The sequence below is a fragment of the Variovorax sp. BGA-UO-ETr-C22 genome (genome assembly GCF_059567965.1).
On the sequence record NZ_JCAQPA010000010.1, the window covers coordinates 250,488 to 271,504 of the forward strand.

At 68.3% G+C, this 21,017-nt stretch carries 19 protein-coding genes; 18 read left to right on the plus strand and 1 reads right to left on the minus strand.

What is annotated here, in order from left to right:
* Positions 1-46: 46 nt before the first annotated feature.
* The 7 genes from dapF (at position 47) to AC57B8_RS14665 (ending at position 6,450) form a co-directional block, all read left to right on the plus strand.
* A complete protein-coding gene (dapF, locus tag AC57B8_RS14635) occupies positions 47-931 on the plus strand; it encodes a diaminopimelate epimerase (protein ID WP_489059356.1) in 885 nt (294 codons plus the stop codon).
* Positions 928-1,623, plus strand: a complete 696-nt coding sequence (locus AC57B8_RS14640; protein WP_062474254.1) for a DUF484 family protein — start codon at positions 928-930, stop codon at positions 1,621-1,623. Before dapF ends, AC57B8_RS14640 begins: the two co-directional genes overlap by 4 nt.
* Entirely contained in the window at positions 1,620-2,264 is a 645-nt protein-coding gene (locus AC57B8_RS14645) for a YdcF family protein (RefSeq protein WP_496479992.1), read from the plus strand. Before AC57B8_RS14640 ends, AC57B8_RS14645 begins: the two co-directional genes overlap by 4 nt.
* Positions 2,265-2,305: 41 nt before the next feature.
* The gene (locus tag AC57B8_RS14650) at positions 2,306-3,226 is read left to right on the plus strand and encodes a tyrosine recombinase XerC (protein WP_496479993.1); all 921 of its coding nucleotides are present in this window, start codon (positions 2,306-2,308) and stop codon (positions 3,224-3,226) included.
* Positions 3,227-3,287: 61 nt separating this feature from the next.
* Positions 3,288-4,502, plus strand: coding sequence for a class I SAM-dependent rRNA methyltransferase (locus AC57B8_RS14655; RefSeq protein ID WP_307695612.1), 1,215 nt, complete (start codon positions 3,288-3,290; stop codon positions 4,500-4,502).
* Between the two features lie 25 nt (positions 4,503-4,527).
* Positions 4,528-5,319 carry a hypothetical protein gene (locus tag AC57B8_RS14660; protein WP_496479994.1) on the plus strand — a complete coding sequence of 264 codons (792 nt, stop codon included), beginning with the start codon at positions 4,528-4,530 and terminating at the stop codon, positions 5,317-5,319.
* Positions 5,320-5,397: 78 nt separating this feature from the next.
* Entirely contained in the window at positions 5,398-6,450 is a 1,053-nt protein-coding gene (locus AC57B8_RS14665; RefSeq protein ID WP_062474247.1) for a CobW family GTP-binding protein, read from the plus strand.
* A 78-nt stretch (positions 6,451-6,528) separates the two neighbouring features.
* On the opposite strand, the gene AC57B8_RS14670 is transcribed toward AC57B8_RS14665, so the two are convergent.
* Positions 6,529-8,064 carry a YdgA family protein gene (locus AC57B8_RS14670; protein WP_496479995.1) on the minus strand — a complete coding sequence of 512 codons (1,536 nt, stop codon included), beginning with the start codon at positions 8,062-8,064 and terminating at the stop codon, positions 6,529-6,531.
* 442 nt (positions 8,065-8,506) lie between these two features.
* On the opposite strand from AC57B8_RS14670, the gene dksA reads away from it, so the two are divergent.
* From dksA to mraY, 11 genes are all read left to right on the plus strand, one after another.
* Positions 8,507-9,397: an RNA polymerase-binding protein DksA gene (gene dksA, locus AC57B8_RS14675; protein WP_409574652.1), complete on the plus strand. Its 891-nt coding sequence runs from the start codon at positions 8,507-8,509 to the stop codon at positions 9,395-9,397.
* A 48-nt stretch (positions 9,398-9,445) separates the two neighbouring features.
* On the plus strand, positions 9,446-11,104 hold the full coding sequence (locus AC57B8_RS14680; RefSeq protein ID WP_496479996.1) for an STAS domain-containing protein: 1,659 nt from the start codon (positions 9,446-9,448) through the stop codon (positions 11,102-11,104).
* 104 nt (positions 11,105-11,208) lie between these two features.
* The gene (gene hslV, locus AC57B8_RS14685; protein WP_056508874.1) at positions 11,209-11,754 is read left to right on the plus strand and encodes an ATP-dependent protease subunit HslV; all 546 of its coding nucleotides are present in this window, start codon (positions 11,209-11,211) and stop codon (positions 11,752-11,754) included.
* Between the two features lie 2 nt (positions 11,755-11,756).
* Positions 11,757-13,085 carry an ATP-dependent protease ATPase subunit HslU gene (gene hslU, locus AC57B8_RS14690; RefSeq protein ID WP_095743605.1) on the plus strand — a complete coding sequence of 443 codons (1,329 nt, stop codon included), beginning with the start codon at positions 11,757-11,759 and terminating at the stop codon, positions 13,083-13,085.
* A gap of 273 nt (positions 13,086-13,358) precedes the next feature.
* Positions 13,359-13,787, plus strand: a complete 429-nt coding sequence (mraZ, locus tag AC57B8_RS14695) for a division/cell wall cluster transcriptional repressor MraZ (protein ID WP_056576192.1) — start codon at positions 13,359-13,361, stop codon at positions 13,785-13,787.
* Between the two features lie 8 nt (positions 13,788-13,795).
* Positions 13,796-14,719, plus strand: a complete 924-nt coding sequence (gene rsmH / locus AC57B8_RS14700; protein WP_062474238.1) for a 16S rRNA (cytosine(1402)-N(4))-methyltransferase RsmH — start codon at positions 13,796-13,798, stop codon at positions 14,717-14,719.
* A gap of 2 nt (positions 14,720-14,721) precedes the next feature.
* Complete coding sequence (gene ftsL, locus AC57B8_RS14705; RefSeq protein WP_062474236.1) at positions 14,722-15,063, plus strand: cell division protein FtsL; 342 nt, start codon at positions 14,722-14,724, stop codon at positions 15,061-15,063.
* Positions 15,060-16,814 carry a peptidoglycan D,D-transpeptidase FtsI family protein gene (locus AC57B8_RS14710; RefSeq protein WP_095743607.1) on the plus strand — a complete coding sequence of 585 codons (1,755 nt, stop codon included), beginning with the start codon at positions 15,060-15,062 and terminating at the stop codon, positions 16,812-16,814. Before ftsL ends, AC57B8_RS14710 begins: the two co-directional genes overlap by 4 nt.
* Before the next feature lies 1 nt (position 16,815).
* A complete protein-coding gene (locus AC57B8_RS14715; RefSeq protein ID WP_496479997.1) occupies positions 16,816-18,372 on the plus strand; it encodes a UDP-N-acetylmuramoyl-L-alanyl-D-glutamate--2,6-diaminopimelate ligase in 1,557 nt (518 codons plus the stop codon).
* Positions 18,373-18,377: 5 nt separating this feature from the next.
* Positions 18,378-19,817: a UDP-N-acetylmuramoyl-tripeptide--D-alanyl-D-alanine ligase gene (locus AC57B8_RS14720; protein ID WP_496480524.1), complete on the plus strand. Its 1,440-nt coding sequence runs from the start codon at positions 18,378-18,380 to the stop codon at positions 19,815-19,817.
* 15 nt (positions 19,818-19,832) lie between these two features.
* Complete coding sequence (gene mraY, locus AC57B8_RS14725; RefSeq protein WP_062474230.1) at positions 19,833-21,011, plus strand: phospho-N-acetylmuramoyl-pentapeptide-transferase; 1,179 nt, start codon at positions 19,833-19,835, stop codon at positions 21,009-21,011.
* Positions 21,012-21,017 lie beyond the last annotated feature (6 nt).

The window sequence follows — 21,017 nt, forward strand, 5'->3', positions numbered from 1 at the left end:
CGGCCCTTCCGGCGCGAAGGGCGCCGCCGGTGGCGATAATCCGGCGATGCGAATCCGCTTTACCAAGATGCAGGGAGCCGGCAACGATTTCGTCGTGCTGGACGAAACGCGCGGCACGCTGGGCCTCACGGCCGCGCAGTACCGCTTCCTGGCCGACCGCCATTTCGGCGTCGGCGCCGACCAGATCCTCACGGTGCGCCCGTCGCCCGCTGCAGGCATCGACTTCCAGTACGTGATCCACAACGCCGACGGCGGCGAGGTGGAGCAGTGCGGCAACGGGGCGCGCTGTTTCATGCGCTTCGTGAGCGAGCACGGCCTGACCGAGAAGAAAGACGTGCGCGTGCAGACGCTGGCCGGCGTGATCGAGCCCCGCATGGGCGACGACGGCCGCGTGACGGTCGACATGGGCGCCCCGGTCTTCGAACCGGCGCGCGTGCCCTTCGACACCGCCGGGCTCGACCCGCAGCACGAAGGCGCGTGGCAGACCTGGCATCTGGCGCTGGGCACCCGGGCCGGCAGCGCTATCGTTTCGGTAGCGGTGCTGTCCATGGGCAACCCGCACGCGGTGCAGGTGGTCGACAACGTCGACACCGCGCCGGTGGCCGAGCAGGGCCCGCAGATCGAGCACCACCCGCGTTTTCCGCAGCGCGTGAACGCGGGCTTCATGCAGGTGGTCGACCGCACCCACATCAAGCTGCGGGTGTTCGAGCGCGGCGCCGGCGAAACGCTGGCCTGCGGCACGGGCGCCTGCGCGGCGGTGGTGGCGGGCATCCGCCTCGGGCTGCTGGACACCCGCGTCGACGTGCAGACGCACGGCGGCATTCTCACGATCGAGTGGCAGGGCGACGGCCGGCCGGTGCTCATGACAGGACCGGCCACGACGGTGTTCGAGGGCGAGATCGACGTGCCCGACATTTCGGAACAGCCATGACCCAATTCACCCACGACAACAACGCCATGAACCCGATCACCGAAGACGACATCGCGAACTACCTGTCGAACACCCCCGACTTCTTCGAGCGCCACGCCCAGCTGCTGGCGCAGGTGCAGCTGACCAGCCCGCACGGCAACCGCGCCGTGAGCCTGCAGGAGCGCCAGGCCGAGATGCTGCGCGAGAAGATCAAGGCGCTGGAGCACCGCCTGATGGACATGGTGCGCCACGGCACCGAAAACGTCGTCATCGCCGACCGCCTGCAGCGCTGGACCAAGGGCCTGTTGACCACGCGCGACCCGCGCAGCCTGCCGTACCGCATCGCGGTCGACCTGCAGTCGCTGTTCCTGGTGCCGCAAACGGCCATCAAGGTGTGGGACTGCGGCACCGAGTACCTGAACGAAGCCTATGCCCAGTGGGTGAGCGACGATGTGAAGGCGCTGGCCACCTCGCTCACTTCGCCCTACTGCGGGCTCAACGCGGGCTTCGAGGCGGCCAACTGGCTGCCCGAGCCGCAGGGCGCTGCGTCGATCGCGCTGATTCCGCTGCGCCCCGACGCCGAGTCGCCGGCCTTCGGCCTGCTGGTGCTGGCCTCGCCGGACGCGCAGCGCTTCAACGCCGAAATGGGCACGGACTTTCTCGAGCGCATCGCCGAGCTGTCGTCGGGCGCGCTGTCGCGGCTGCGCCCTTGAGCCGTTCCGCGCGAAGCGGGTGGCGCCGCCGGCCCTGGCTGACCGGCCTGTGCGTGGTCTTGCTGGCCGGCGTGCTGACGTATGTCGCCATCGCGGGCGTGATCTGGCAGCGTGCCGAGGCCGCCCTGGCCGGCCCGTTGCCGCGCGCGGCCGACGTGGCGCTGGTGCTGGGCAACCGCGCCTACCTCGACGGCAAGCCGAACCCCTGCCTCACGGGCCGGGTCGACCAGGGCATCGTGCTGGCGCGCGCCGGTCGCGTGCAGACGCTGGTGTTCTCGGGCGGTGTCGACGTGGAAGACGGCCGCATCGAGGCCGAGGTGATGCGCGACCACGCCACGGCCGAGGGCTACACGGGGCCGATGGTGCTGGAGTCGGTGTCGTCGTCCACGCGCGCCAACCTGTCGCTGTCGCGCACGGTGCTCGAAGCCAATGGCGTGCGCAGCGTGATCATCGTGTCGGAGCCGTACCACCTGTGGCGCATCGAGCGGCTGGTGCGTGCCAGCGGCTTCGACCAGGCCTTCGACGTGCAGTACGCCGCCGCGCCCACCTCGTGCTGGCGCCGCTGGGGCATGCTGTTCAAGGGCGCATTGCGTGAGCCCGCCGCCATCGTGAACAATGCATCGCTGGGCTATCTGTTCTAGTGCCAGCTAACGGGCCCGGGCGCCGCACGGAGCACGACACCATGGAATGGATCGACAAATACCTCGAACACGTGCGCGTGGAGCGCCGGCTCGCGCCGCGCACGGTCGAGCTGTATGCCTTCCACCTGCGCGCGCTGACCGATCACGCGGCCGAGGCCAACCTGCCGCTGGACCGCGTGCAGACGGCCCACATCCGCCGCTGGATGGCGCAGCTGCACAGCGCCGGGCGCGAGCCGCGCGGCATTGCGCTGGTGCTGTCGTGCTGGCGCAGCTTCTACCGCTGGCTCGGCCATGAAGGGCTGATCGGCTTCAACCCGGTGCAGGACGTGCACGCGCCCAAGGCGGGCCGGCCGCTGCCGAAGGCGCTGGGCGTGGACGACGCGGTGCGCCTGGCCGAGCTGTACGACCCCGACGCCGACCCCTGGACCGAAGCGCGCGACGGCGCCATCGTCGAAATGCTCTACGGCTGCGGCCTGCGCGTGAGCGAGCTCACCGGGCTCGACGCCCAGGCCAGCGCCACGGCGCTCGGCTGGGTCGACCTCGACGCCATGGAAGCCCACGTGCTCGGCAAGGGCAGCAAGCGGCGCGGCGTGCCCGTGGGCAGCAAGGCGGCCGAGGCGCTGCGCGACTGGCTCGCGGTGCGCGGCGAGCGCCAGGAGCCGGCGCTGTTCGTCAGTGCGCGCGGCGCGCGCATGTCGTCGCAGGCCGTGTGGAAGCTGTTGCGCGAGCGCAGCCTGAAGGCCGGCCTGGCCGCGCCGGTGCATCCGCACATGCTGCGCCACTCGTTCGCGAGCCACGTGCTGCAGTCGAGCAGCGACCTGCGCGCGGTGCAGGAGCTGCTGGGGCATGCCAACATCGCGACCACGCAGGTCTACACGCGGCTGGATTTCCAGCACCTGGCCAAGGTCTACGACGCGGCGCATCCGCGCGCCAAGGCCCGGCCGGACAAGGACGGCAAGTAGCCACGGCCCGTCGCCTGCATCGTTTTCTTTCGTCTTTCATTTCTTCTTTCATTCATCTCCCATGAAAACCCTCCGCCTCAAGCCGGGCAAGGAGCGCTCGCTCCAACGCCGCCATCCCTGGGTCTTCGAATCCGCCATTGCGCGCGGCGGCGCGGACTCGGGGGAAACGGTGCGCGTGGAGTCGCACGACGGCCACTTCCTCGCGTGGGCGGCCTTCGGCCCCACCTCCAAGATCCGGGCGCGGGCCTGGAGCTTTGACGAGAAGCAGCGCATCGACGCTGCTTTTTTTTCCACGGTCTGCACGCGCGCGGTGCATGCGCGCGGCCTGTTCGACCTGCAGAGCGACGGCGTGCGGCTGGTGCACGGCGAGGCCGACGGCCTGCCGGGGCTGATCGTCGACCGCTACGGCGACACGCTGGTGGCGCAGTTTCTGTCGGCCGGCGTGGAGCGCTGGAAAGACGTCCTGGCCGATGCGCTGCTCAAGGCCACGGGGCTCACCAGGCTGTATGAACGCTCCGACGCCAGCGGCCGCGAGCGCGAGGGCCTGAAGCCCGTCACGGGCTGGCTGCGCGGCGAGGGCCCCACCCAGATCACCATCCGCGAGCATGGCTGGCAGCTGTCGCTGGACATCGCGACCGGCCACAAGACCGGCTTCTACCTCGACCAGCGCGACAGCCGCCAGCGCTTTGCCGAGCTGGCGCAGCACCGGCGCTTTCGGCGCGTGCTCAACTGTTTTTGCTACACGGGCGGCTTCACCGTGGCGGCGCTCGCGGGCCTGAAGGCGGCCGGGGCGCTCGAGGGTGCCTCGCTGGTGTCGGTCGATTCGTCGCAGCCCGCGCTGGAGCGGGCGCGCGCGCACCTGGCGCTCAACGGCTTCGAAGGGCAGGGCATTGCCACGGAGTTTCTCGATGCCAACGTGAACACGGTGCTGCGCGAGTTCATCGACCAGGGCCGCACCTTCGACGCCATCGTGCTCGACCCGCCGAAGTTTGCGCCCACGGTGGCGCACGCCGAGCGCGCCGCGCGTGCCTACAAGGACATCAACCGCCTGGCGCTCAAGCTGCTGGAGCCGGGCGGCGTGCTGCTCACGTTTTCCTGCTCGGGCGGCATCAGCGCCGACCTGTTTCACAAGATCGTGGCCTCGGCGGGGCTGGACGCGAATGTCGACGGTTACATCAGCGAACGCCTGGGTGCCGCGCCGGACCACCCGATGACCATCGAATTTCCCGAGGGCGAATACCTGAAGGGGCTTGTGGTGGTGAGGAAGTCTGCTTGAGCGTGGCGATGGGCCGGGCCGAGGGATGAGCCGCGGCAAGTACAGGCGTCGTGGCGAGGGCGCGCCTGCGCAGCGCAAGGCGAGGGGGAGTGCGCGCAACACGCCCGCCGCCGGCAACGCCGAACTCGACGGAAAAAATCTGGCTGCGGCACTCGCGAAGCGGTGGGGCGTTTCGGTGCCGGTGGCGCATCTTCTGTTGGTCGTCATGGTCCTCTGCGTGTTGGTGGTCGGCGCGATGCTGGTTCCGGGCTGGCCGTCAATCGCGCTGTTTACCTGGGGTGAATGGGGTCCGAAAAACTACATCGAGCCGGATCTCAGCACTGCCCAGAAGGCGGTGGAGACGTGGCCGCTGCTGAACATCGTGGTCCTCGCGTGCTTGTTCCGCCTGATCCAGGACGTCAGATGGCGGGGCGCGCTCATCGCGGCCGTCGCCGTCACCGTTTGCAGTTGGGGCTCGTACCAGCTGGGTGCCTGGGCATCGGAAGGATCCCTGAGCGACGTCGTCAATCGATGGCGTCCGTCGTCACCCGCCGTTCATGCGACCCGGGTGGTGGACCGTAGCGAGCGGCGGCAGAACACGTATTCCCGGAACGGGAAGCACGTCACCGGGAGTTACCCCGTTTACACCGTGGCGTTGGCCTCGTGGCGCAAGCCCGGCGAAACCATCGCTCTGACCGTGGAGGGGGTGCGCCACACACACGCCATGGGCGTGATCCATCGGGGCGACCCGGTGCTGGTGGACGAGCATGCGGGCCTGCTGGGCCGAGCATGGATCGCCAATGTGCGCCCCTGCGAACCCGCCACATGTCCCCCGTAGGGCCTCCCCCCGCCGCCTCTGCGGCGCCCGGCTCCGCCCGCTAAACTTCCCGCCTTCGCTCTTCCGGACACCCCCGCCATGGCCCTCATTCCCGCGACCATCCTGACCGGCTTTCTCGGCTCGGGCAAAACCACGCTGCTCAAGCGCATCCTGACCGAGGCCCATGGCCAGAAGATCGCGGTCATCGAGAACGAGTTCGGCGAAGAGAACATCGACAGCGACATCCTCGTGACCGAGTCGAAGGAGCAGATCGTGCAGATGAGCAACGGCTGCGTCTGCTGCACCATCCGCGAAGACCTGCGCGAAGCGCTGCAGCTGCTGGCCGCCAAGAAGCGCCAGGGCCTGCTCGACTTCGACCGCGTGGTGATCGAGACCACCGGCCTGGCCGATCCCGGCCCGGTGGCGCAGACCTTCTTCATGGACGACGAGATCGCCGAGAGCTACCTGCTCGACTCGATCCTCACGCTGGTCGATGCCAAGCACGCGCCCCAGCAGCTGAACGACCGCCAGGAAGCGCGCCGCCAGGTGGGCTTTGCCGACCAGATCTTCATCAGCAAGAGCGAGCTGGTGTCGGCCGAAGAGACCGATGCGCTCATTCACCGCCTGAAGCACATGAACCCGCGCGCGCCGCAGCAGAAGGCGCATTTCGGCGACGTGCCGCTGAAGGACATCTTCGACCTGCGCGGCTTCAACCTGAACGCCAAGCTGGACATCGACCCCGACTTCCTGAAGGAAGACGACCACGACCATCACGACCATGACCACGCGCATGGCGAGGCGTGCGACCACCCCTCGCACAAGCACGAAGGGCACGGTCACCATCACCACACGGACGACGACGTGAAGAGCTTCGTCTACAAGGCCGACCGCGCCTTCGATCCGGCCAAGCTGGAAGACTTCCTGGGCGCCATCGTGAACATCTACGGCCCGCGCATGCTGCGCTACAAGGGCGTGCTGAACATGAAGGGCACCGAGCGCAAGGTGATCTTCCAGGGCGTGCACCAGCTCATGGGCAGCGACCTGGGCCCGGAGTGGGGCAAGGACGAGGCGCGCCAGAGCCGCATGGTGTTCATCGGCATCGAGCTGCCGCGCGAGATCCTGGAGCAGGGTCTGGAGCAGTGCCTGGTCTGAGCACGTTCGCCTGAGTTGACGAAATAAAAACGGCGCTGGCCTTGCGGTCAGCGCCGTTTTTCATGGGGCGGGCCGTGCCTACTTGCCGAAATTCCCCATCGGCTTGCCCAGGAGCTTGAGCTGGCCTTCGCTGAACTCGACCTGGCTGACCAGGTCGTCGCCCGTGCGCTTCACGTAGCCGTTGGCTTCGCCCTGTTCGATCAGGCCCGCGAGCATTTCAGGCGGCGGCGTGCGGCCGCTCTCGGCGCCGGTTTCGGCCAGCTTCTCGATCCACTTCACGGGCACGCGCGCGTTGGCCTTGAGCACGCCGCGCTTGAGCACCAGCGCGTTGCCGGGCAGCTGCAGGTCTTCGTCGGTCACGCCGGCGAGGGCCACCGAGTAGCTGAGCTCGGCGCTGTGGCCGCCGATCTCGACCAGCATGCGGTCCAGGCCGGCTTCGGGGCTGTGCTTGGCCATGGCCTTGAGGTCGGGTGCGAGCTGTTCGATGAGCGCCTGCATCGCGTCCTTCTGGGCCTTGCTGCGCTGACCGCAGCCGGCACCGGCGGTCGACTGCAGCCAGGCGTCGGCCAGCTTCTTGTAGCCGGCCGCCTGGATGCGGCGTGCGCTGCTGGCGATCTCGAACTTGTCGATGGTGGTCTCGTTGACCTTGCCCTTGCCCTTGAAGGCGCCTTCGGAGGCGTACAGGCCGTCCTTGATGGTGGCTTCGCCGGTCAGGTCGATGCTCTGCAGCAGCACCTTGATCGCCTTGGCGGGGGCGGCGCCCTCGCCGCCGGGGACCAGGCCCTTGGGCGCGTTCAGCTCGAAGCTGTCGAGACGGCCTTCGGACTTGCCGGTGGCCAGGAGCCAGCCGGCGCTGCCGTCCATGTCGGCCTTGGCGGTGAACTTGCCCATCTTGACCTGCACGCCCTTGGAGGCGGTGTTGACGTCCAGGCCGGGCATCGTCATGTCATAGCGCAGGTGGGTGCGGGCCGCGTTCATGTCCAGGCGGGCCTGTGCGCCTTGCCAGGCGAACTCGCCCTTGCCTTCTTCGGCCAGCTTGGCGGGCGCGACGGTGAAGTCGCTGGTGAAGCCGCCGCCGAAGCCGACCTTGGTGCGCGCGGTCAGCGGCTTGGCCTTGCCGAACAGCTTCTCGGCCTCGGCCTGCGCCTTGGCGTCGAGCACCAGTTCGCTGTCGATGACGGCCGCGGCCAGCGCGGCGCCGGCGATCGGGCCGTGGCGGATGGTGTCGCGGATGGTGATGCGCACGGGCTTGGGCGGGGTGGCCGCGGCGTCGCTGTCGTCTTCAGCGGGTTCTTCTTCATCGCCTTCGGTCGCGGCCTCGGCGACATCGGTCGTGGCGGCGGCCGGCGCGGCGGCGGGTGCCGACGCGGCAGGGGCGGTGGCGGCCTCGGCTTCGGCCGGGCAACCCAGTTCGAGCGTCACGGTGCTCACGGCGCCGAAGAAGTTGCGCTCGTAGCTGCGCTCGATCACGCGCACCAGCGCGGTCTGCTTGGGCAGTTCGCCCAGGGCGACGTCGTAGCTCGATTTGATTTGCGTGCCGGCCCACCAGGTGCTGCCGCCGTAGGCGACGGCGATGGCCGCGGCCAGGACTCCCAATACTGCTTTTTTGCTCAAGATTATTTTCCGATCGGTTGTTTGAAGGGCCGCCGCGGTGTCTCCCCGACCCGCGGCGTGCCTGCGCCACCCCCTGTGGCGGCGCCGGGCGATGCTACCGGAGCAGGGCAGTGCGTCACCCGATGGCCTTGCGTTTCGAGTTCTCTATACAATCGCGCGCCTGTTCCGGGAGCCATGCTTCGTCCACAGGGGCGAGATATGACTTACGGCACGGGGCGCCAAGGGTTTTTGGCGGGCTTTCGGGGGTATAACCCCGGGGTTCACCACTTGAGGACGCCCCCGACAACGTGAGCCGACGCGGCCTGACACCCGCAACGGTTCCCTTGGGAGGAGACACCCAGTGAAAGCGCGTTCCAGTTCGTACAAGGAGCCAGTCACCGTGAAGAAACCCGCCGCCAAGGCCACGCCAGCTACCAAGCCCGCCGCAAAGAAGGCGACGGCTGTGAAGGCTGTACCCGCGACGAAGAAGGTTTCTGCCACCGCTGCTGCTGCCTCTGCCGCGAAAGAGAAAAGCGCTGCCAAGAAGCCTGCGGCAACCCCGGCCAAGACCGGGACCGCGGCTGCCAAGAAGTCCGCCAAGCCCGCAACCAAGTCCGCGGGCGCGGCGCCTACGTCATCCCAACCGGTCGGCCGTCCTGCGGCCGCCCTTTCTGCTCCCCCGACCCCCATGAAAAAAACGGCTGCCGCCTCTTCTTCCGCCCCGGCGACACCCTCGATCCCCGCTACGCCCGCTCCCGCTGCGCGTGGTGGCCGCGTGTCCCGGCTGTCGCAACTGACCGTGCCCTCGATGCCGCAATCCGTGGCCTCGACCGCCGCCAAATCCAGCTTCTCGCAGGCGCCTTCCACCGCGCTGGTGCCGCCGCCGCCCCTGGCCGTCAAGAAAGACCCGAAGCTGGCCAACAACTGGAAGACCAAGACGCCCGCCGAGCTGAGCGACGCCGAGGTCATCGCGATGCCCGACGACGAGTACATGAACGACAAGCAGATGGCGTTCTTCCGCCTGAAGCTCGAAGAGCTCAAGCGCGGCATCCTCGAGAACGCCGGTGAAACCACCGAGCACCTGCGCGAAGACACCGTGGTCGTGCCCGACCCGGCCGACCGCGCCACCATCGAGGAAGAGCACGCGCTCGAACTGCGCACGCGCGACCGCGAACGCAAGCTGCTCAAGAAGATCGAGCAGTCGATCCAGCGCATCGACGCCGGCGACTACGGCTACTGCGACGAGACTGGCGAGCCCATCGGCGTCGGCCGCCTGCTGGCCCGCCCGACCGCCACGCTTTCGCTCGAAGCGCAGCAGCGCCGCGAGCTGAAGCAGAAAATGTTCGGGGATTGAACGGCAGCAAGGTAGAACGGAACCCGCGCTTTCGATAACCTTCTCTGAATGCCAAAGGAAGAGTCAGGCCGCCTTTTCTCGAAGGTGGCCAAGTTCGTTCGAAATCCCCTGAAAGACTGGTCGGAGCTGGACACGCCGTCCTCCGACTCGTCGCTGCCCGAGCAGACCTACAGCCGCGAGATGCTGAAGGAAATGATCGAGCGGCGCCAGCGCAACGACTTCGTGCGCCGCCGCGAGTTCGACATGCTGCGCAAGCTGCGCCAGCGCGAGGCGGCGGCCCATGCCTTCGAGGCGACGGTCACGCCGTCGTCGTTCAACCTCAACAGCACCTCCGAAAAATCCGAAGGCCGCGCACTCACGCTCAAGAAGATCGACGAGATCGAAGAGCAGATGTCGCAGCAGTGGTGGAAGGGCCGCGGGCCGAACGGCGAGACGCTGGTCAATCCGCCGCCCGACGCGGGCGCTGAAACGCTGCCGCCGGTCGACAGCGGCGGCGACCAGCTGCCGGTCGGGCAGGGCGCACCGGCCGCTTCCGAACCCGTGGCCGCAGCGCCGGCGGTTGCCGCCGCAGTCGCCGCGCCCGCGCCGCAGCCGTCCCGGCTCGCGCACGACGGCTCGCTCGAAGAAGCGGTGATCCGCTTCGCGCACGGCGACGACACCGGCGCCGAAGCCATCCTGCTGCAGGCACTGGCCGCCGAAAGTGCGTTCTCCGCCGATGACGCCGCCGCAGCCGTCACGCTGGAGCGCGACGACGCCCGCTGGCGCGCGCTGTTCGACCTGTACCGCGCCACCGGCGACGCCGCCAAGTTCGCGGCCGCCCGCATGCGCTATGCGCAGCGCATGAAGCGCATGGGCCCCGACTGGGTTTCGCTCGACGAACTCGCGCGCAGCGTGAAGGCCGTCACCGCCAGCGAAGACGCCGAGGCGGCCTCCGACACCACCGGCGCCGCCGACTGGGCCAGTCCCGCGCACCTGACGCGCGAAGGGCTCATGGCGCTCACGCGCGCGCTCTCGCAGGCCGGCATGGTCTGGACGCTCGACTGGCGCGCGCTCACCGAGATCGATCCGCCGGCCGCCGCGCCGCTGCGCATCCTGTTCACGCACTGGTCCGATTCGCCGGTGCAACTGCGCTTCTTCGGCGCCTCGCAGCTCATGGCCGTGCTGGCCGCGGCCACGCCCAACAACGAGCGCCATCCCGACGACGCCTGGTGGCAGCTGCGCCTCGCGGCGCTGCGCATGATGCATCTGCCCGACGACTTCGAGCTGGTGGCGCTCAACTACTGCATCACCTACGAGGTGTCGCCGCCCTCCTGGCAGGACCCGAAGGGCGAGTGCACTTCGCTGGCCGCGCCGCCGGCGAGCCGGCCGAGCTCGGTCTGGTCGCTGCTGTCGGTCGGGGGCGATTCCGAGAGCTTCCCGTCCACCGACAGCGGCTTTGCCGCGCTGGCGGGCGACCTGCGTGGCGATTCGCTGTCGTGCTGGCAGCGCCTGGACCACGACCTGCGCCACACGACGGCGCCGGTCATCTCGTGCGCGGCCCTGCTGCGCATGGACCTGACGGCGGCCGGCACGCTGCTGAGCTGGGTCCGCGAGCGCGATGCGAACGGTGAGCGGGTGCAGTTCGTCGACGCCCACCGGCTGATTGCCGCGCTGTTCGGGCTGATCGGCATCACGGACCACGCCACGGTCGCGGTCCGCAAGAACTGACACCGTCACAGGGGTTCCTCGGCCCCTGCGGGGCCGTGTTTTCCGCCAGCAGTTTGTCCGACCGCAAGGGTTGCATTGGCGGGGCCCATCCCCAGATGGCTGCGATGGAACAGTTTCACGGCACCACCATCGTGAGCGTGCGCCGCAAGACCCCCCAAGGCGATCAGGTCGCCATCGGCGGGGACGGGCAGGTCACTCTCGGCAACATCGTCATCAAGGGCACGGCGCGCAAGGTGCGCCGGCTCTATCACGGCAAGGTCCTGGCGGGTTTCGCCGGCGCCACGGCCGATGCCTTCACACTCTTCGAGCGCTTCGAGGCCAAACTTGAAAAGCACCAGGGCCATCTGACCCGCGCGGCGGTCGAGCTCACCAAGGACTGGCGCACCGACCGCGTGCTGCGCAAGCTCGAGGCCATGCTGGCCGTGGCCGACGCCACGACTTCGCTCATCATCACCGGCAATGGCGACGTGTTGGAGCCTGAAGACGGCGTGATCGCCATCGGTTCGGGCGGCGCGTATGCCCAGTCGGCGGCCAAGGCGCTGATCGACAACACCGAGCTCTCGGCCGAGCAGATCGTGCGCAAATCGCTGGCGATCGCCGGAGAAATCTGCATTTACACGAACATGAACCACACGGTGGAAGCGCTCTGACCATGTCCATGACCCCCCAGGAAATCGTCTCCGAGCTGGACAACCACATCGTCGGCCAGCCAGCCGCCAAGCGCGCCGTGGCCATTGCGCTGCGCAACCGCTGGCGCCGCCAGAAGGTCGACGAGAAGCTGCGCCACGAGATCACGCCCAAGAACATCCTCATGATCGGCCCGACGGGCGTCGGCAAGACCGAGATCGCCCGCCGCCTGGCCCGTCTGGCCGATGCGCCGTTCATCAAGGTCGAGGCCACCAAGTTCACCGAGGTGGGCTACGTGGGCAAGGACGTCGACTCCATCATTCGCGACCTCGCCGAGATCGCCGTCAAGCAGACGCGCGAATCCGAAAGCGTGAAGGTGCGCGCCCGCGCCGAAGACGCGGCCGAGGAGCGCATCCTCGACGCGCTGCTGCCCCCGGCGCGCGGCGTCGACGGCGCTGCGCCCGCACTCGACAGCCCCAACCCGACGCGCCAGGCCTTCCGCAAGAAGCTGCGCGAGCACCAGCTCGACGACAAGGAAATCGAGCTCGACCTCGCCGAAACGCGTGCGCCGCTGGAGATCATGGGCCCGGCCGGCATGGAGGAAATGACCGAGCAACTGCGCGGCATGTTCGGCCAGCTCGGCGGCGGCAAGCGCAAGACGCGCAAGCTCAAGATCGCCGAGGCGATGCGCCTGCTGATCGACGAGGAGGCCGCCAAGCTGGTCAACGAGGACGAGATCCGCACGCAGGCCATCGCCAACGCCGAGCAGAACGGCATCGTGTTCATCGACGAGATCGACAAGGTCGCCACGCGCAGCGAAGCGCAGGGCTCCGACGTCTCGCGCCAGGGCGTGCAGCGCGACCTGCTGCCGCTGGTGGAGGGCACGGCCGTGTCCACCAAGTACGGCGTGGTGCGCACCGACCACATGCTGTTCATCGCGAGCGGCGCGTTCCACCTGAGCAAGCCGAGCGACCTCATTCCCGAGCTGCAGGGGCGCTTTCCGATCCGCGTCGAGCTGCAATCGCTCTCGGTGTCGGACTTCGAGAGCATCCTCACGCAGACCCGCGCCTCGCTCGTGAAGCAGTACCAGGCGCTGCTGGCCACCGAAGGCGTGACGCTCGACTTCGCGCCCGACGGCATCACGCGGCTGGCGGCCATCGCCTTCGAGGTGAACGAGCGCACCGAGAACATCGGCGCACGCCGTTTGTCGACCGTGATGGAGCGCCTGCTCGATGAGGTAAGCTTCGATGCCACCCGCATCGAGGGCCAGACGGTCCGCATCGATGCCGCTTATGTCGACGAGCGCCTCGCGGCACTAAGTCACGACGAAGACCTTTCGCGCTTCATCCTCTGAAGCCGCCTCCCTCGGCCCCTGTAACGGGGTCGTCCTTCACGCATCACTTTCACTGCGTGAGCTAAGTACTTCATTTTCAACACAATTCGCCGATTTCCAGGTTTGGAAATCGGCGCTAAGTCGTTGATTCCATTACAAAAAATACCCCCGAGCCCCAGTTGCGTCGCAAGTGTTTCCTGCTACAGTGGAAAAAAGTGCAGTTAAGTGGGAAAAAGTGCGGGCAACGCCCCTTCCGGGTGTCGCGGCACCTCCCACCACAGGGGTTTCGTGGTCGTGTTTCAAGGCGCTTCATCGCTCAGTCTGGATGCCAAGGGGCGGCTCTCCGTGCCGACCCGGCATCGCGACGTCCTGAGCGCCACGGCAGGCGGCCAGCTCACGATCACCAAGCATCCGCACGGATGCCTGATGGTGTTCCCCCGTCCCGAATGGGAAAAATTCCGCGAACGCATTGCTGCGCTGCCGATGTCGGCGCAGTGGTGGAAGCGCGTCTTCCTCGGTAACGCGATGGACGTCGAGATGGACGGTACCGGCCGCGTGCTGGTGTCGCCCGAGCTGCGCGCCGCCACCGGCATCAACCGCGAGACGCTGCTGCTGGGCATGGGCAACCACTTCGAACTCTGGGACAAGGCGACCTACGAGGCCAAGGAGGCCGAGGCCACCCAGGGCGAGATGCCGGATGTGTTTCAGGACTTCGCGTTCTGAGGAGCCCCGTGAACACCCCCCTGACCCACACGACCGTCTTGTTGAACGAGGCGGTGGAAGCCCTTCTTTCCGGCAGCGCGGCAGCCACGGGCACGTACGTGGACGCCACCTTCGGCCGCGGAGGACATGCGCGCGCCATCCTCGCGCGGCTGGCGCCGGAAGGCAGGCTCATCGCATTCGACAAGGATGCAGAAGCGGTGGCCGAAGCAGCGCGCATCTCGGATGCGCGTTTTTCTATCCGCCACCAGGGATTCCGCTCGCTGGGCGAATTGCCCGACGCCAGCGTCAACGGCTTGCTGATGGACCTGGGCGTGAGTTCGCCGCAGATCGACAACCCGGTGCGCGGTTTCAGTTTCCGTTTCGACGGTCCGCTCGACATGCGCATGGACACCACGCGCGGCGAGAGCGTGGCCGAGTGGCTGGCAACGGCCGAACTTCAACAAATTGCAGAGGTGATCCGTGACTATGGCGAAGAACGGTTTGCTGTTCAGATTGCAAAGGCGATTGTTGCTCGCAGACAAGAACGGGGCGCAATTTCAACCACCACCGAACTGGCCGAGCTCGTGGCTGGCACGGTCAAAACCCGCGAGCAGGGCCAGAACCCTGCAACGCGCACATTTCAGGCTTTTCGGATTTTCATCAACGCCGAGCTTGAGGAGCTGCAACAAGCGCTAGAAGCCAGCCTGTCGGTGCTCGCGCCCGGCGGCCGGCTCGCGGTGATCAGCTTCCATTCGCTCGAAGACCGCATCGTCAAGCAGTTCATCGCCAAGCACTCGAAGGAGGTCTACGACCGCCGCGCGCCCTTCGCTGCGCCCAAGGTGATGAAGCTGCACGCGCTCGAGCGCATCAAGCCGTCCGAAGAAGAAGTGCGCGGCAACCCGCGCTCGCGCAGCGCCATCCTCCGGGTGGCCGAACGCACGGAGGCCGGGTAGCCATGGCGCGCATCAACCTGCTTCTTCTGCTGGCCGTCATTGCGACGGCTTTGTACCTTGTGCACACCCAGTACCAGTCGCGCCAGCTCTACACGGAGTTCGACCGCGCGCTGCAGGAGACGCGCAAGCTCGAAACCGAGCATGACCGCCTGCAGGTCGAGAAGCGCGCCCAGGCCACGCCGCTGCGCGTGGAGAAGCTGGCCAAGGAACAGCTGCAGATGCGCACGGCCTCGCCGGCCATCACGCAGTACGTGCGCCCCGACGGCTCGGTGATCCCGGCCGTCGCGCCGCTGCCGCCGACCACGCCGCCCAAGCCCGGCACCACCGCGAGGCCCGCCCGATGAGCCGCGGCAACCGCAGCGTGCGCTACACCACCAGCCCCTTGCTCGCGAGCAAGACGCCGGTGTGGCGCAGCAAGTTCATCGTCGCCGGCATCGCCTTCGGTTTCGTCATGCTGGCGGGGCGGGCCGCGTACGTGCAGGTCTTCAACAACAGCTTCTTCCAGCGCCAGGGCGAGGTGCGTTTTGCGCGCACGCTGGAGCTGCCGGCCAACCGCGGCCGCATCCTCGACCGCAACGGGCTCATCCTGGCGTCCAGCGTGGTGGCGCCCAGCATCTGGGCCATTCCCGAAGACGTGGAGCGCGACGACCCCGAGGTGCGCGCCAAGCTCAAGCAGGTGGCCAAGCTGCTCGGCATGCCGCAGAAGGACTTCGACAAGAAGCTCGAAGACGAAGACAAGACCTTCGTCTGGATCAAGCGCCAGGTCGACGAGCCCATCGCCAAGCAGATCGCGGCGCTCAACCTCAAGGGCATCTACCAGCGCAAGGAATACAAGCGCCAGTACCCCGAGGGCGAGGCGGCGGCGCACGTGGTGGGCTTCACCAACGTGGAAGACAACGGCCAGGAAGGCATCGAGCTGGCGTTCAACAAGGAACTGGCCGGCAAGGCCGGCTCGCGCCGCGTCATCAAGGACCGGCTGGGCCGCGTGGTCGAGGGCGTGGGCGAGCAGGTGCCGCCGGTCGAGGGCCGCGACATCCAGCTCAGCGTCGACAGCAAGGTGCAGTTCTTCGCCTACCAGAAGCTGCGCGATGCCGTCACCGCGCGCCGCGCCAAGGCCGGCAGCGTGGTGGTGCTCGACAGCACCACCGGCGAGGTGCTGGCGCTGGCCAACTACCCGAGCTACGTGCCCGACAAGCGCCAGAACCTCACCGGCGAGCAGCTGCGCAACCGCGCGCTCACCGACACCTTCGAGCCCGGCTCGACCATGAAGCCCATCACCGTGGCGATGGCGCTGGAGGCCGGCCGCGTCAAGCCTTCGACCATCATCGACACCGCGCCCGGGCGCTATCAGCTGGGCGGCTTCACCATCAGCGACACCCACAACTACGGCTCGCTGACGGTGGAGGGCGTGATCCAGAAGTCGAGCAACGTGGGCGCGCTCAAGATCGCCCAGAAGATGACGCCCCACGAGATGTGGGACACCTACACCGCGCTGGGCTACGGCCAGAAGCCGCAGATCCAGTTCCCCGGCGCCGTGACGGGCCGGCTGCGTCCGTGGAAGACCTGGAAGCCGGTCGAGCAGGCCACCATGGCCTACGGCTACGGCCTGTCGGCGTCGCTGTTCCAGATGGCGCATTCGTACACCTCGTTCGCGCACGACGGCTCCATCATTCCGGTCACCATCCTGAAGAACACCGAGCCGCCGGTCGGCGTGCGGGTGTTCTCGCCCTCCAACGCGCTCGCCGTGCGCAAGATGCTGCAGATGGCCGCCGGCCCGGGCGGCACCGGCACGCGCGCGCAAACGGTGGGCTACTCGGTCGGCGGCAAGTCGGGCACGGCCCACAAGCAGGTCGGCAAGGGCTACGCCAGCAACAAGTACCGCGCCTGGTTCACCGGCATGGCGCCCATCGAGAAGCCGCGCATCATCGTCGCGGTGATGATCGACGAGCCGACCGACGGCCAGTATTTCGGCGGCCTCGCCGCGGCGCCGGTGTTCAGCGAAGTCGTGCAGCAGACCCTGCGCATGATGAACGTCCCGCCCGATCTGGCGGTCAAACCCCTCGTGCAGACGCAAGACGTCCCCGAGAGCTTCTGACATGCTGACACTCACTTCCCCCACCACCGCCGCGTTCTGGCTGAAAGAGCGCGTGCAGGGCGCGCTGCAGGCCGACAGCCGCGCGGTCGCCCCGGGCGATGCCTTCATCGCCTGGCCCGGCGCCGCCACCGACGGCCGCCAGCACGTGGCGGCCGCACTGGCGCAGGGCGCCGTGGCCTGCCTCGTCGAGCACGAGGGCGTGGACGCCTTCGGTTTCGACGGCGACGAGCGCATCGTGAGCTACCCCGGCCTGAAGGCCGCCACCGGCCCGATCGCCGCCGCCTTCTACGACAACCCCTCGGCGCAGCTCGACCTGCTGGCCGTGACCGGCACCAACGGCAAGACCTCCACCGCGTGGTGGCTGGCCGAATCGCTGTCCACGCTGCGCGCGGCCGGCGGCGTGCGCGCCATGCGTCCCGACGGCACCACCGAGCGCGGCGCTCCGTCGCCCTGCGCCGTGGTGGGGACGCTGGGCATCGGCGTGCCGCCCGAACTCACCTACACCGGTCTGACCACGCCCGACCCCGTGATGCTGCAGCGCGCGCTGCGCGACTTCGTCACCGAAGGCTTCGGCGCCTGCGCGATCGAGGCTTCGTCCATCGGCATCGCCGAGCGCCGGCTCGACGGCTGCCGCATCGCGGTCGCCGTGTTCACCAATTTCACGCAGGACCACCTCGACTACCACGGCAGCATGGACGCCTACTGGCAGGCCAAGGCCGAGCTGTTCCGCTGGCCCGGCCTGCGCGCCGCGGTGATCAACATCGACGACATGCACGGCGCCAGCCTGTGCGCCAACCTGCTGGACGCCGGCATCGGCGCGCTCGACGTCTGGACCGTCTCGGCCGGCGGCAAGCCCGCGCGGCTGGTGGCGCGCGACATCGGCTACGACGCGCAGGGCCTGCAGTTCACCGTGGCCGAGCACGGCAGCACGGCGCCGGCCGAACGGCTCGCGACCGGGCTCATCGGCCAGTACAACGTCGCCAACCTGCTCGGCGTGCTCGGCACCCTGCGCGCGCTGGGCCTCACGCTCGCGCAGGCCGTGGCCGCCTGCGCCCACCTCAGCAGCGTGCCGGGCCGCATGGACCGCGTGCAGCCGACCGACGGCGCGCCGCTGGCCGTGGTCGACTACGCCCACACGCCCGACGCCCTCGACAAGGCCCTCGCCGGCCTGCGCCCGCTCGCCAAGCAACGCGGCGGTGCGCTCTGGTGCGTGTTCGGCTGCGGCGGCAACCGCGACCCGATCAAGCGCCCGCTGATGGCGGCCGTCGCCGAGCGGCAGGCCGACCATGTCGTGCTCACCAGCGACAACCCGCGCAATGAGAACCCCGACGCGATCATCAGCCAGGCGCTGCGCGGCTTCACGCGCGTCGAAGCGGCCCGCGTGCAGGTCGACCGTGCGCGCGCCATCGCCGAAACCATCGCCCAGGCGGCACCGCAAGACGTGGTGCTGATCGCCGGCAAGGGCCACGAAGAGTGGCAGGAGATCGCGGGCCAGCGCCTGCCGTTCTCCGACAAGACCCACGCGCTCGACGCGCTCGCGAAGCGGGGTGCCGCATGACCGCCATGGCCACGCCCGTCTCCACCCCGCTCAACCTCACGCTGGCGCAGGCGCAGCAATGGGTGCCGGGGTCGCGCCTCGTGGGCGATCCGGCCACCGTGATCGCGCGCGTCCACACCGACACCCGCACCCTGGCCGCCGGCGACCTGTTCGTTGCGCTCAAGGGTGAGCGTTTCGACGCCAACGACTTCCTGGCCGACGCGAAGAAGCAGGGCGCCGTGGCCGCCATCGCGCACGGCGGCCTCGAAGCCGCAGGGCTCGCCGGCCTCGAGGTGCCCGACTCGCTCCTCGCGCTCGGTGCGCTGGGCGCCGGCTGGCGCGCGCAGTTCAACCTGCCGCTGATCGCCGTCACCGGCAGCAACGGCAAGACCACGGTCACGCAGATGATCGCGGCCGTGCTCGCCGCCTTCCGCGCCGACCGCGCGCTGGCCACGGCCGGCAACTTCAACAACGAGATCGGCGTGCCGCTCACGCTGATGCGCCTGCGCGCGCAGCACCAGCTGGCGGTGCTCGAGCTGGGCATGAACCATCCGGGCGAGATCGCGCGGCTGGCCGCCATGTCGCGCCCGACCATCGCGCTGGTCAACAACGCGCAGCGCGAGCACCAGGAGTTCATGGCCAGCGTCGAGGCGGTCGCCATCGAGAACGCCGCCGTGTTCGCCGAACTGCCCGACGACGGCACGGCCGTGTTCCCGTACGGCGACACCTTCACCTCGCTGTGGACCGACCTGGCGCGCCAGAGCGGTTCGCGCCGCTGCCTGACTTTCGGCGAGCACGCCGACGCCGACATCTCGCTCGACAGCGCCGAATGGCAGCAGGGCGCCTGGAGCGTTCGCGTGCGCACGCCGCTGGGCGCCTTCGAGGCGCGCCTGCACATCGCGGGCCGTCACAACGTGGGCAACGCGCTCGCCGCCACCGCCTGCGCGCTGGCCGCCGGCGTGTCGCTCGACACCATCGCCGCGGGCCTGTCGGCCTTCGAGCCGGTCAAGGGCCGTTCGCGCGCCAGCGAGGTCGTGCTGCCCGGCGGACACGCGCTCACGCTGGTCGACGACAGCTACAACGCCAACCCCGATTCCGTGATTGCCGCCATCGACGTGCTCACCGGCCTGCCCGCGCCGCGCCTGCTGGTGCTCGGCGAGATGGGCGAGGTCGGCGACCGCTCGCCGGAATTCCACGCCGAGGTCGGCGCCTGGGCGCGCCAGCGCGGCCTCGACGCCGTCTACACGCTGGGCGGCGAGACCGTGCATGCGGCGACGGCTTTCAACAACAACGATGGTGTCGATGGACGCCATTTCGACGATTTCGACACGCTCCGCGCGGCCGTGCTCGCCCGCCTGCCGCAGCTGGGCAGCGTGCTGGTCAAGGGGTCGCGCTTCATGAAGATGGAGCGCGTGGTGCAGGCGATCGAAGCACAACAACAAAAGGAGGCCGGTCATGACGCATGAGCCGCGCAACACACCATGCTGATGTCCCTGGCCCAATGGCTGCAGACGCTGTCGCCCGAGTTCGGGTTCTTGCGCGTTTTCAACTACCTCACGTTCCGTGCCCTCATGGCCGCGCTGACCGCGCTCGTGGTCGGCCTGGTGGCCGGCCCGTACGTCATTCGTCGCCTCGCTGCGCTCAAGATCGGCCAGCCGATCCGCGGCTACGGCATGGAAACGCACCTGACCAAGAGCGGCACGCCCACCATGGGCGGCGTGCTCGTGCTGTTCGCCATCGCCTTCGCCACCTTGCTGTGGTTCGACCTCTCGAACCGCTTCGTGTGGATCGTGCTGTGGGTCACGATGGGCTTCGGCGCCATCGGCTGGGTGGACGACTGGCGCAAGGTGGTGCGCAAGGACCCCGAAGGCATGCGCTCGCGCGAGAAGTATTTCTGGCAATCGCTGGTCGGCCTGCTCGCGGGCTTCTACCTGCTGTTCAGCATTTCCGAGAGCTCCAACTGGCGCGTGCTCGAGCTGTTCTACGCCTGGGTGCGCTCGGGCTTCGACCTCGACTTTCCGCCCAAGATCAACCTGCTGGTGCCTTTCTTCAAGGAAGTCAGCTACCCGCTGGGCGGCATCGGCTTCGTGATCCTCACGTACTTGGTGATCGTGGGCGCGAGCAACGCAGTGAACCTCACCGACGGCCTGGACGGCCTGGCGATCATGCCGGTCGTGATGGTGGGCTCGGCGCTGGGCGTGTTCGCCTATGTCACGGGCAGCGCGGTGTACTCCAAGTACCTGCTGTTCCCCAACATCCCGGGCTCGGGCGAGCTGCTGGTGTTCTGCTCGGCCATGGCCGGCGCGGGGCTCGCGTTCCTCTGGTTCAACACCCATCCGGCGCAGGTCTTCATGGGCGACGTGGGCGCGCTGGCGCTGGGCGGCGCGCTGGGCACCATCGCGGTCATCGTGCGCCAGGAGATCGTGTTCTTCATCATGGGCGGCATCTTCGTGGTCGAGGCGATCTCGGTGATGGCGCAGGTCACGTACTTCAAGTACACGAAGAAGCGCTTCGGCGAAGGCCGGCGCGTGCTCAAGATGGCACCGCTGCACCACCACTTCGAGAAGAGCGGCTGGCGCGAGACGCAGGTCGTCGTGCGCTTCTGGATCATCACGATGCTGCTGTGCCTCATCGGCCTGTCGACGCTGAAGCTGCGGTAACAACAC